Here is a 13,201-nt window from a genome sequence, read left to right on the forward strand (position 1 = left end):
TAGCATCTAGAAATTTATCTGTCAACTGTTTTTTTATTTTTTTAAATGTTTTTATTTAAATTTTAAAAATAACAGCTGCCTTTTTCGATAACTGTTATATATTACTATCTCATTCTATGGACTGTCAATATTTATTTTAAATTTTTTATAAATTTCTCCAGGTCTTTATTCTGATTTAACTTGTTAGCTTTTTCTAAATATTCTAGCCCCTTTTCTTTTTCATTCATATTGAGATAAATTATTCCCATGTTGTAATTCAATGGATAGGAGTCTTCTATCTCTTCTATTCCAAGTTCTAATATTTCAATTGATCTTGTGAACTCTTGCCTTCCTGCATAGATTGTTGCAAGCAAGTTTATATTTTCTTCTGTGGTTTTCTTTTCCACCGATAGCTTTCCATACTCTTCAGCCTTATCTAATTCTCCTATGTTGTAGTAACAAATTGCGTAAGTATAATAGAAGGATTCTTCCTTATCAAAGTCTTCACTTATACTTTCTAATTGGTTGATGGCCTTGTCATAGTCTCCATAGGATAAATAAGTTTTTGCTGAGTCAAAGCTAACATTATTTCTTATTATTTCTATCTCTTTTCTCACTTGGTCTTTGAGTTCTTCATCTCTTGACAGGTTTATAAACTTTTCAAAGTACATATTGGCTTTTATATATTTGGCAAGGGCGAGGTTAATGTAAGCTAGTCTGTAGTAAGCTAATGAATAATTTTCATCTAGATTTAAGACCTTGTTGTATTTTTTAATTATTATGTTTAAGAGTTTTTCACTTTTTTCATAGTCTTTTTCATGAATTTGATTGTAAAGTGCCTCTAAGATGTTTGCTTCTTTAAAAATTATATCTGGGTCTTCTCCAGCGACTTCCTCATATCCCTTTAAAAAGATATAAGAGTCTAAAGGATCTTCTTCTTGATTTACATAGGCCTTGTGCATAGCATAGTTTTTTAAATCTATTTTTAATTTTTTTAAAATTTCCTTATAGTCCCTTGAGTATTTAAATTCGCTGTCAATTCCAAGTAGGTAGACCATGGCTTCGACTATTTTTTCAAGATTGATCTCTTCTTCTAGTTCCTTTTCTTTTATTCCCTCTATAAGATAGTCCAACTTTATGGGCAAGGAAAAACCCCATGGCAGATCAATGTCCTCCAAGTGGTATTCTTCTTTTAAGTCTATAAAAACTAAATTTTTTAATTTTTTATTGATTTCTTCTTTAAAAAGATTTTCCATTAAATTTCCTCTATTTCTAATCTCATTTGTTTTCTAATAATATTTTAAATACTAACAGATTAAAATTAGATTTTCAATTTTATCTCATCATGACTATCATGGAGTTAAGTCCATAGGTCTTGCCTTCTCTTCTTGCAGAGTGAAGGTCTAGGTTTTTGTAAGTTGATTCCCTGCAGGTATCTATGTTTTCTTCATCTATTCCTGACTCTAATAAAATTCCTTTATTAACCTCTGTCATAGAAAGATGCCAAGTACCTCCAATTTTTTCGAAGAACTTTCCTCTATTCTCGAAGTCTTTAAACTCTTCATAAACTTCTTCTCCAACTTCATAATTTTCTATGTCAATGTTGGGACCAATGTAGGCGAGAATATCCCTTGGGTCTGAGTCAAATTCTCTCTTCATTTTTTCTAAGGCTTTAGCAGGAATTTTCTTTTGTGCTCCCCTCCAACCTGAGTGAACTATTGAAAGAACTTTTTTATTTTTATCATAAAGAACTATGGGAGTACAATCGGCAAACTTTAACAAGAGGGCAAGATTTTTCTTATCTGTTACGAGGCCATCGGTGTCCGGAAAGTTCCTTCCATAGACAAAGTCGCTCCCATTTTCTCCATCACAATATGCAATTTTATCTGTGTGAGTTTGGATGCAAGAATAAATTTCATCTGGTGAGATTTCCATTCTCTTTAACATATCAGCTACATAGTCCTTGACCTTGTCGCCCTCCTTTGCATAGGAAAGAGAATACTCCATACCACTGATTAAGTTTGCAATACCATTATCTTCTAAAAATTTTGACTTCATTTTAAATCTCTTTTTATAAATTAATATCCAATAGAATTGGTGTGTGGTCTTGTCTTTCCCCGGAGTCAATCATTTTTGATTCTGCAACAAGGTCTTTGATCCTATCACTAACTATGAAGTAGTCAATTCTCCAGCCAGAGTTATTTATCTTCGAAGTCTTAACTCTTTGTGCCCACCAAGTGTAAACTCCTTCTGCATCTCCGTGGATGTGTCTAAAGGTATCAGTGAAGCCCCTGGCTAATAAGTTTGTGAAGCCTTGTCTTTCTTCATCAGTGAAGCCTGCTGACATCCTATTGCCCTCTGGGTTTGCAAGGTCGATCTCCTTGTGAGCTACGTTGAAGTCCCCTGTTGCAATTACAGGTTTGATTTCATCAAGTCTTGATAAGTATTCGCCATACTTTTCATCCCAAATTTGTCTTAGTGGAAGTCTTTTTAATTCTCCACCTGCATTTGGTGTGTAGACTTGTGTAAGGAAGAAGTTGTCGAACTCTAAAGTTATGATTCTTCCTTCAAAGTCCATTGTGTCTGGCGCATCGATTTTTGGGAAAGTTACCTTTGGTTCAAGACCCTTCTTGAAGAATGCCATATTGCCTGCGTAACCCTTTCGAGCAGGTTCTTCTGATGAAACAAAAACATAATCATAGTCAGCGAACATTTCTGCTAAGATTTCCTTGTGTTTTTTGCTTGGGCCACCCTTAGGAAGCTTTGTCTCTTGAATTGCAATTATGTCTGGGTCTTCTCTTAATATTGTTGCAAGAACTTCTCTTGACATCTTCGCTCTATTTGAGTCGCTTGTTAGGGCTGCGTTAATTGAATCTATATTCCACGAAATTATTTTCATTTTATTCCTCCAATTTTATTTTATACTTCAATCCTATCAAATAGAATTTTTTCATTCAATCTTAATTTGATTTTATTTATCAAGATTTGTGTTTAAATTTATAGTTACATAACTTCTTATAACTTTATTAAATCCCATAAAGTTTGCAATAAAAAAAGACCTGACCGAAGTCAAGTCTTGATTTAAATTTTATAACTCGCCCATATAGGCTCTCTTTCTTCTAGTTGATCCAACTAATATCCTGTAGAGGTTGCCCCTAAAGATTGCATAGGCACCTGTGATGATGCTGGCAAGTAAAATTTTAATATTGTATGGATCAAGAGGGTTTAGGTAAGATAGACCTGTCATTATCGTTTGACCAAGAGGAATATCTACAATGGAATTCGTTGTAATCATAAAGGTAAAATCAAATCCTAAGAGATGAAGTATGCCAAGGTAAATCAAAAAGGGTATAGTCCAAAGTAAGAAATTTTCCTTCATAAACTCAAGTGAGTGAATGTAGGCTGAAGTGTAATACTCTCCCTTAATATAAATTGACTCTGCAATTGGATTAAGGGCAAGAGTGATTACTGCTCCCACAAGAGTAGTTGCTCCTATCACACCACCTAGAGCTGGCATCAAAAATGAAATTATCATAAGGATAAAAAACACTGAATAAATTGATGCAAAGTATTCCATAAAAGTTTTTGAAAAATTCCTAAAGCTAATTCTATTGTAGTAAATCAAATCACTTAAAACAGAAAAGTAGCTTGATAGGATTAAGGACGTCAAAAGCGGTGCAACAAATCCCATTAGTCCTCCAAGTACCATACCAAGAAAGTTACCAATAAAGAAAAATCCCAAAGTATAAATTATCCCATAAATAAAAGGAAAAACTAAAAATATAGGAGCCTTCTTTATTTTTAAAAGAGTATCCTTGCCTGCCTTCTTATAAACTAATTGTAAGTCTTCAAAAAAATTCATTACATCACATCTTTTCAGGTGCTTTTATGCCAAGCAAGTTAAGTCCACTTGCTATTACATTCTTAACTGCGTAGCAAAGCATAAGTCTTGTATTTTTTAATTTTTCATCATCAACTAAGATTTGAGTTTGGTTGTAGAATTTGTTGAAGTTCTTTGCAAGTTCAACTGTGTATCTTGTGATGAAGTAAGGTTCATATTTTTCGCAAGCATCAACAACAACGTCAGTGAAGTTGTAAAGACTTCTAATAATATTTATTTCGCTTTCTTCTGTAAGTAGACTTGGGTCAATTTCATTATTTATGTCAAAGTCACCCTTCTTAAGAAGAGAGCAAATTCTTGCGTGAACGTATTGAACGTAAGGTCCAGTTTCTCCTTCAAAGGAAAGTGTCTTGTCCCAATTAAATGTGTAGTCCTTGATTCTTCCATTGAAAAGTTCTTGGAATTTAATTGCACCAATACCAACAGTTTGTGCAAGCTCTTCCTTGTTTTCGATTTTTTGACCTTGTTCTTCTTCTCTTGCATCGAGAATTTCACGAACCTTATCTGTGGCCTTGTTGAGTACATCTTCAAGGTAAACTACCTTACCCCTTCTTGTTGAAAGAGTTCCATCTTCAAGAGAAACCATACCAAAAGGAACGTGAACAATTTCATCGTACCAATCGTAGCCAGCCTTCTTTAAGGCAGACTTAAGTTGGTTGAAGTGAAGACTTTGTTGACTTCCTACTACATAAATATTTTTGTAAGGTTTGTAAGTTTCGTGTCTGTACTTAGCAGCTGCTAGGTCCCTAGTTAAATAAATTGTTGTTCCATCAGACTTAACAACAATTGCTGGTGGCAAGTCATACTCCTCTAGGTTAATAACTTCTGCACCTTGTGATTCTTCAAGAACTTTTTTCTCTCTAAGTTCTTCAATAAGTCCTGGCATCTTGTCAGAATAGAAGGATTCTCCATTGTAAGAATCAAAGTGAATGTCAAGCATGTCATAAACCCTGTTGAATTCCTTAAGAGAAACTTCCTTAAACCATTGCCAAATTTCTACAGCTTCAGGATTTCCATTTTCAAGTTCCTTAAACCAATAACGACACTCGTCCTTAACACTTTCATCTTCTTCACAAACTCCATTTACCTTAACATAAAGTTTTAAAAGTTCATTAATTGGATCATTTTCAATTGCTGCCTTGCTGCCCCAAGTCTTGTAGGCATAGATAAGCATACCAAATTGAGTTCCATAGTCCCCAAGGTGGTTAATGGCAATCGTGTTAAAGCCCAAGAAGTCATAAATTCTCTTTAGTGAATCTCCAATAACAGTTGATCTAATGTGACCAATGTGGAAGGGCTTTGCAATATTTGTAGAAGAGTATTCTACGATTACATTTTTATTATCTCCATAGTTTGTCTTGCCAAAGTCTTCTTTTCTATCAGCAGCTTCTCTTAGGATTTCTTCCACTAATATGGACTTGTTGATATAAAAGTTTAGGTAGGCATTTTTATTTTCAACTTTTTCAAAATATTTTGAATCAATTTGTCCTGCCAATTCTTCTGCAATCATAGCTGGATTTTTTCTGTAAATCTTTGCTAGACTAAAAACCGGAAAAGCAAAATCACCAAGTTCATAGTTTGGTGGCACTTCTATCATCTTGTCGATTTCTTTGGCATCAAGGCCATCGATTTTTTCATCAAGTATTTTTATTATTTCTTCTCTAAAATTTATCATCTTGACTCCTTACTTAAGGGTAACTACAGTTACACCGTCGCCACCCTCATTATATTCTGCATCTTTATAGGACTTTATAATCTTAACATTCCTAAATTGTTCTCTTAACTTTTGTCTAAGGACACCTGTGCCCTTTCCATGAATTATTCTAACGGATTTTAAGCCAGAAAGATAGGCATCATCTAAATATTTATCAACAATATCTTTGGCATCTTCAAAATTCTTGCCCCTAATGTCAATTTCACTCTTAACATTTGTGGCCTTGTTCTTCAGAATGCTTCTAGTGTTGTTCTTAGTTGTGTCCTCTTGGACATCAATCCTTGTTAGGGAATCCTTTGGCATATTCATTTTCATTATGCCCGATTGGACTAAGACGTTGCCCTTTTTATCTGGAAGCTCCAAGACAGTTGCAAGATTACCAAGTGATGTCCTCACCTTGTCGCCAACTTTTATTTCTCTTATTGGGTTGGCTGATCTTGTTATTTCAAGTTCTGATCTGTCCCTGGCATTTTTTATGCTTTCACGCAAGAGGTCCTGAGCCTCTTGAATTTTTTTAGAATTTTCAGAACTTATCTTGTCCCTGGCTTCGCTTATTTCAGATAAAATTATATCAACATTTTCTTTAGTGTTTAATAAAAGTCTCTTGGCTTCTTCACGTGATTTTTCTAAAATCTTTTCCTTTTGATCTTCTAGCTTTTTAATTTTTGATTGAAGCCTCTTGTTTTCTTTTTCTAAATCAACTTTTTCTCTCTCAAGTTCTTCCCTGTACTCACGAATTTTTGTCCTGTCCTCGTCAATGGATTGAAGGACGTCTTCGAATTCAATGTTTTCTGAGCTCAAGAGATTTTTTGCCTCTCCAATTATCTCATCAGGAAGTCCCAACCTCCTAGAAATTTCAAAGGCGTTGGACTTGCCTGGGACTCCAATTAAAAGTCTATAGGTTGGAGATAGGCTATCAACATCAAACTCCATGCTGGCATTGGCAACTCCATCAGTTGTCAGTGCATAAATTTTTAATTGATTGTAGTGGGATGTGGAGATGCATCTTATCTTTCTCTCCAACATAAAGTCCATGATTGACCTTGCAAGAGCAGCACCCTCTGTTGGGTCCGTTCCAGCTCCAAGTTCGTCAAAGAGAACCAGGGAGTTCGGCGTTACATTTTTTAAGATGTAGACAATGTTCACCATATGAGATGAAAAAGTTGAGAGAGACTGCTCAATGGATTGTTCATCGCCAATGTCTGCAAAAACTTTTTCAAAAACTGCAATCTCCGATGCTTCATCAGCTGGTATTAAGAGTCCAAATTGTGTCATCAAGGTCAAGAGACCCACTGTCTTAATACTTACTGTCTTACCACCTGTGTTTGGCCCTGTGACAATAAGTGATGTAAAGTCTATCCCCAAGTTTATGTCTATTGGCACTGCAATCTTTCTGTCTAAGAAGGGGTGGTAGGCCTTTATTAAATTTATCCTGCCTTCACGATTTAGCTTTGGCATATTGGCACGATAATTTAATCCTAGTCTTGCCTTGGCAAAAATAAAATCAAGCTCAACTAATTTCTCTTGGTTTGATTTTATTTCTTCGCTTCTTTCTCCAACTAACTCTGAAAGTTCTTTAAGTATTTTTTCGATTTCTAAATTTTCTTTTATATATAATTCCTTTAAGTCGTTGTTGGCTTCCACAACTGCCACGGGTTCAATGTAGGCAGTCTGTCCTGAACCAGAAATGTCGTGGACAAGCCCCTTGACCCTGGACTTATTTTCAATCTTAACAGGAACAACGTACCTTCCATCACGAAGGGTAACTAGGGCATCTTGCAAGAAGTCTGCGTGAGAAGATAAAATTCCATTTAGCCTTGTTTTTATGGAATCCTTTTTTGCCACTATGCCCCTTCTAATTCTCAAAAGTTCACGAGAAGCATCGTCAGCAATTTCTTCTTCAGAAATAATTTTTGAGCTTATCTCATCTTCTAAACTCTTGTCTGTGTAAAGATCATTAATTAGCTTGTCAATGTATTCTAACTTTACTTCTTCGTCACTGTTGAAAGAATCCTTCTTGAGATAAGTCTTTAAGCCACGAGAAACTCTTAAAAAGTCAGAAACTTGTAAGAGACCTCCTGCTGTTAAGCCCCCACCGATTTCTGTCCTCTTGATTATTGACCTAATGTCAACAATGCCAAATAATTGAGGCTCACCCTTGGCAATAATTAATTTTAGGGCTTCATGAGTTTCGTTAAGTCTATTTTTTACAACTTCGTATTGGGTAGAAATCTCAACCTGGTCAATATATTCACTTGTGATACTTGCACTGGCAAGTTTTTTAAGTTCAACTAAGACCTTGTCAAACTCCAAAGTCTTTGATGCTCTCTTTAAAGAATTATCCACTGACAATCCCCCTATTTATATGTCCCTTAGTAACCGCTTGGTACTTGTCTTCTAGTTTTCCTTTTAGTTTATAAAAGTATTCTTCATTGTAGTTCTTGTATAAGTCTATGACTTCATTAGTAAACTCATCTGCCAAGAAAATAAGGCTAATTTTATTTTCTTTTAGCTTGTTCACGTAGCCGTCTAATAAAATTGGATATGAGTTAAAGATTTCTGTAAAAGTGTTTTGCCTCAAAACTTCAAAGTCCACTGACTTTTCATCTCTTAAGAGGTAGTTCTTAGACTTACAGCTTGGACAGTTTCTTTCGTCCTTACAATTTTTTTCAATGGAGTAAGGACAGTGCTTCATTGTCATCACTGGGACCCTCCCATAAGAAATCACATTGACTTCCATGTCTTGCCCCTTAATTATATTTTGAATTTGTCCACTATTCATCTCTGGCGATAAAGTTGCCGACTTAAATCCAAGGTCCTTAAAGAAGTCTAGTGAATTTTTGTTGAAGATATTTAGTCCAATATCTGCGTTGAGTTCAAGTCCGTCATCTTTAAAGATATAGTATTCTGAAAGATTATTTATCCAAAGTCCCTTAAGGTTTTTGTTTTTTAAAATGTATGCTCTAAGTCTTTCAAGTTCGTCGTAGGAATAAAATTTATCCAAATAAATCGAAATATTTTTATCGCCGTAGGACTTTTTAAATTTTTCTAAGTCCTTGGCTCTGATAATTATTTCGTCGATTTTATTTAAATCTGTCTTCTCTAAATCTTTAAACTTGTTGAAAAATACTTTTATAAGAGATTTCTCTGCTTTTATTTTATTTTCATGAACTTGTAATTTATTTTCGACTTGAACCTTTTCAATAGATTCACTTAAAATTTTATCTTCTAAGATCTTTAACCCTTCTCTTCTAAGTTCATTGATAGATGAAATTGGAAGAAAGGCATTGTTATCTAGGTCCAAATTTATATTTTCTAACTCAAAAATACTGTCTCCAGTTTTCGAAATATTTTCAATAACTCTTTCTCTTTCTAAGCCAGCTTTCTTAGCTGGCTCAACTAACCTGTCTAAGGTGTAAGACCCTTCAAGGTCACCTGACTTGAGATAAATTTTTGGATTTTCTCCAATTTTAATCTTTAAGTCCACATTCACTTTTCTCTTGTAGTCATAGGAAGCTATCTTCTCATCAATTTTTTCATAGAGTTTCTTTGAGTAGGTCCTGTTAATTTTTGAATTTTCTAGAGGTCTTTTAAATAGTTCAACTTGATAAACTTGTCCAGCCTTATAAAATTCTTTGGACTTCATCCCAAATCTTCCCTTGGAAGAATTAAATTCTAGTCCGTCACCTTCAAAGATGTCTGTGTCAAAAATTATTTTCGCAAAATTTTTACCAACTTCTAAGACTCTACCGATTTCTATTCCCCTGTTGTCAGGTCTGTCATAGGAAGTGAAGTCCCTACCAAAGTCTCCGTTAAAAAGTCCCTTTGTAAAACCCCTGTTGAATACTTGGATAGTATCTTCCTTGTCCTCCTCTTGTAGTTTTCCTTCAAGGGATTTTTTATAAGAAGAAACCACTGTGTAGACGTACTCGGGGTTTTTCATCCTACCTTCGATTTTAAGAGAATAGCCACCAGCCTTTATAACTTTTGCCACATCGCCAAGGGTGTTTAGGTCCTTGGGAGAAAGATAGTAAAGTCTATTGGCTAGCTTCTTGCCATCAAAGTCCACAATCTCATAAGACCTTCTACAAGCTTGGGCACATTCGCCACGATTCCCTGACTTGCCCCCAATCATTGATGACATTAGGCACTGACCAGAGTAAGAAACGCAAAGGGCCCCATGAATAAAGGTCTCCACATCTATGTCTAAGTCTTTTATTTTTTCAATTTCAAAAATAGGAGTTTCACGAGCAAGTACAAGTCTTGAAAAACCCATATCTTTTAAAAATTTTGCTCCGTAGTAATTGTTTACTGCCATTTGAGTAGATGCGTGGAGTTCAAAATCTGGAAAGTCCTCCCTAATTTTTGCTGCAATCCCAATGTCTTGAAGGATAAAAGCATCAACACCAATGTCATAAAGCATCTTAACACTTTTCATTGCCCTCTTGAATTCGAAGTCTGCAATTAAAATGTTAAAGGTTACATAAATTTCCACCCCTCTTAGATGAGCATACTCAATTGCCTCTTCAAGTTCTTCCTTGTTGAAGTTCTTGGCCTTGGCTCTGGCAGAGAATTCATCATAACCCAAATAAATGGCATTAGCACCTGCTGACACAGCAGCCTTAAGAGCTGCCATATCACCTGCAGGTGCTAACAATTCATATTTATTTCTCTTCATAAATATTTTCCAATTCTCTCGATAGGTCAATTATCCTTCTCGATGCAGAGTTGTTTTTTTCTTCAAGATTAGAGATGCTTTCCTCAAGTTTTTTGATTTCTTCTTTAGCTTCTGTTAGGACCTGGTTCTTATCCATAAGGTCCCTGTTTAGTTTCCTGTTTCTGTCCTCTAGTTCAAGAGTTTTCTCCTGAAGGTCCCTATAAGACTTGTTGGACTTTTTGTTTTCTTCTTCAAAAATCAAAAGTTGCCTCTTCAAATCTTTGATTTCTTCCATCTTCTCCATGATTTCCTTTTTGTCATCGCTGGTGCTTGCCAAGTCGTCCTTGTCAGACTTCATCTTTTCAAAGTCATCTAAGACATTGAGGGCACAAAGGACAAGAGTTTGTACTTGATTCAATTTGTAATTAGTTCTCGCAGTTTCCTTTATTTTTTCATCAAGGTCAGCTGCAAGATCCTTAATATACTTTTCGTTGTCATTACCCATGACATAAAACTTCATGCCATCGATATTAACTTCGATTCTCTTCGCATGGGACATAATAGCCTCCTTAGGATCTTAGTTTAGCTTTAATTTCACTTTCAATCTCAGCAACTACTTTTTCACAAATTTCTGTAACTTCACTTTCTTCAAGAGTCCTGTCTGCCGCCCTAAATACTAGGGAGAAGGCAACAGATTTCTTTCCTTCTTCTATATTTTCACCTTCATAAATGTCGAATACCTTAAAGGATTCAAGAAGGTCCTTACCATATTTTTTCGCAACTTTTTCAAGGTCAACTGAGTCAACATCCCTATCTATAATGAAGGCAAAGTCCCTCTTCATTGTTGGATATTTAGGAAGGTCCTTGTAAGTGTAGTTGTCAATTGTGTTTTCTACGATTTTTTCAAAGTCAAGTTCTGCAACATAGGCTTTTTTCTTTAAGCCATAGTTTTCAAGAACCCTTGGATGTACTTCTCCAAATACTCCAAGACTTTCTCCATTTAATAGGAATTCTGCAGACCTGCCTGGGTGCAAGAAGCTTGCTTCTTTTCTCCTAACTTCTAGCTTATTAATGCCCAAGAACCAAAGGATTTTTTCGATTGATTCCTTTAGGTAGTAGAAGTCGCCTAGGTCATAGAAGCCCATAGTTAATTTTAACTTTTCACTTGGAAGTTCACCTTCTGTTGGGAAGAAAGTATTTCCAATTTCAAATCCACCAACATTTTCGTTGCCCCTTGCATAGTTTTTAGCAAGGGCATCAATCATTGAAGGTACCAGAGTTGTCCTCATAACCGAGTAATCTTCTCCCAATGGGTTTAGAATTCTTATAATATTTTTTTCATCTTCTTGGTAATTTGCCTTTTCATAAGAAGATGGACTCACAAAGGAGTAAGTCATAAATTCAGAATAGCCAAGACCAGTTAAAAGATTTTTGATCCTGTCTTCAACATTTCTAAATCTAGGTTTTCTACCAACTGTTAAAGTTCCCATAAGCTTTTTAGGTTCAATCTTATCATAGCCATAAACTCTTGCAACTTCTTCAATTAGATCTTCTTCTATGTCAAGGTCAAGTCTTACACTTGGAATTTTTGCAACAAGATAGTCGCCTTTTATTTCAGTTTCAATTTCTAATCTATTTAAAATATTTGCAACCTCTTCAATTGTGAAGTCAACTCCAATTAGGTCCACAAGTTTTTGATGTCTAAGTTTAATTTCTTTTTCTTCCTTAGAGAAGTTTCCAACATCCTTAGATCCATCTACCACTTCGGCAATCCCCAACTCTGATGCAAGTTGACAAACTCTGTCAACAGCTTTCTTAGCAAGATTAGGATCAAGACCCTTTTCAAATCTTGAAGATGCTTCACTTCTTAGGTTAAGTCTTCTTGAAGTCTTCCTAATATTTTCCTTGTTGAAATTAGCTCCTTCTAATAAAACATTTACAGTTTTGTCAGTGATTTCAGAATCAAGTCCACCCATAATTCCTGCAAGACCAATGATTTCTTGACCATCAGTAATTAAAATATCGTCAGACTTTAACTTTCTTGTTTCTCCATCAAGAGTAACTGTTTCTTCACCATCTTTTGCCATCCTAACGACAATTTTTTTAGAGTGAAGTCTGTCTAGGTCAAAAGCATGAAGAGGTTGACCATATTCAAGCATTACAAAGTTTGTAAGGTCAACAATATTTGAAATTGGTCTAACTCCAGCTTGCATTAGGTAGGCTTGTAGCCATAGTGGAGATGGTCCAATTTTTATATTTTTAAGTATCTTTGAATAATATCTTGTGCAATTTTCTGTATCTATTTCAATATCATCAAAATAATCAGAAAAATCATCAACTTGATTTTCGATCTTTATTTCCTTGTGCTTAGTCTTTAAGTCAAAGGATGCAGCAGTTTCCACAGCCATTCCCATAATACTTAGGCAGTCTGGTCTATTTGGTGTGATTTCAAATTCAAGAATTTCATTGTCCATGAAAAGAGCTTCCATAGCAGATCCACCAATTTCAGTTCCTTCAGGGAAGATGAAAATTCCATCACGAGCTTCCTTAGGAATAACTGAAGTTTCATAACCAAGTTCTTCTAGGGAGCAAAGCATACCATTGGATTCAACACCACGAAGCTTGCCTTTCTTAATTTTTGTGCCACCAGCCACAGTAGAACCATGAAGGGCAACGGGAACAATAGCTCCCTCAAAAACATTTTTAGCGCCAGTAACTATTTGAAGAACTTCGTCACCAACATTTACAGAACAAATAACAAGCTTGTCTGCATCTGGGTGGTTTTCAATTTTTTCTATCCTTCCAACTACAATTTTATCTAAGCCTTCAGATGGAATAATAATAGATTCAACATGAGAACCAGAATTAGAAAGTCCATCTGCAAGTCTTTTTATATCAAAATCGAAATCAACATAATCTTTAAGCCATTTAATCGGTAATAACATTTATA

9 protein-coding genes are annotated in these 13,201 nt (G+C 35.1%); all 9 read right to left on the bottom strand.

Annotated features, from left to right (window positions below):
- Positions 1-131 precede the first annotated feature (131 nt).
- Positions 132-1,235, bottom strand: a complete 1,104-nt coding sequence (locus tag HMPREF1864_RS00705; protein WP_062570925.1) for a tetratricopeptide repeat protein — start codon at positions 1,233-1,235, stop codon at positions 132-134.
- A gap of 79 nt (positions 1,236-1,314) precedes the next feature.
- Positions 1,315-2,037, bottom strand: a complete 723-nt coding sequence (gene pgeF, locus HMPREF1864_RS00710; RefSeq protein ID WP_062570926.1) for a peptidoglycan editing factor PgeF — start codon at positions 2,035-2,037, stop codon at positions 1,315-1,317.
- A gap of 13 nt (positions 2,038-2,050) precedes the next feature.
- The gene (locus tag HMPREF1864_RS00715) at positions 2,051-2,878 is read right to left on the bottom strand and encodes an exodeoxyribonuclease III (protein ID WP_062570927.1); all 828 of its coding nucleotides are present in this window, start codon (positions 2,876-2,878) and stop codon (positions 2,051-2,053) included.
- Between the two features lie 189 nt (positions 2,879-3,067).
- The gene (locus HMPREF1864_RS00720) at positions 3,068-3,841 is read right to left on the bottom strand and encodes a hypothetical protein (protein WP_062570928.1); all 774 of its coding nucleotides are present in this window, start codon (positions 3,839-3,841) and stop codon (positions 3,068-3,070) included.
- 4 nt (positions 3,842-3,845) lie between these two features.
- Entirely contained in the window at positions 3,846-5,555 is a 1,710-nt protein-coding gene (gene argS, locus HMPREF1864_RS00725; RefSeq protein ID WP_062570929.1) for an arginine--tRNA ligase, read from the bottom strand.
- Positions 5,556-5,564: 9 nt separating this feature from the next.
- Positions 5,565-7,940, bottom strand: a complete 2,376-nt coding sequence (locus HMPREF1864_RS00730; RefSeq protein WP_062570930.1) for an endonuclease MutS2 — start codon at positions 7,938-7,940, stop codon at positions 5,565-5,567.
- Positions 7,933-10,272 carry a U32 family peptidase gene (locus HMPREF1864_RS00735; protein WP_062570931.1) on the bottom strand — a complete coding sequence of 780 codons (2,340 nt, stop codon included), beginning with the start codon at positions 10,270-10,272 and terminating at the stop codon, positions 7,933-7,935. The genes HMPREF1864_RS00730 and HMPREF1864_RS00735 overlap by 8 nt, the downstream gene beginning before the upstream one ends.
- Positions 10,259-10,810 (bottom strand): cell division protein ZapA, encoded by a 552-nt coding sequence (zapA, locus tag HMPREF1864_RS00740; protein WP_062570932.1) that lies wholly within the window; start codon positions 10,808-10,810, stop codon positions 10,259-10,261. The genes HMPREF1864_RS00735 and zapA overlap by 14 nt, the downstream gene beginning before the upstream one ends.
- Positions 10,811-10,820: 10 nt before the next feature.
- Positions 10,821-13,196, bottom strand: a complete 2,376-nt coding sequence (gene pheT / locus HMPREF1864_RS00745) for a phenylalanine--tRNA ligase subunit beta (RefSeq protein WP_062570933.1) — start codon at positions 13,194-13,196, stop codon at positions 10,821-10,823.
- Between the last annotated feature and the right edge of the window lie 5 nt (positions 13,197-13,201).

The organism is Peptoniphilus sp. DNF00840 (assembly GCF_001553125.1).
Lineage (GTDB): Bacteria > Bacillota > Clostridia > Tissierellales > Peptoniphilaceae > Peptoniphilus_A > Peptoniphilus_A vaginalis.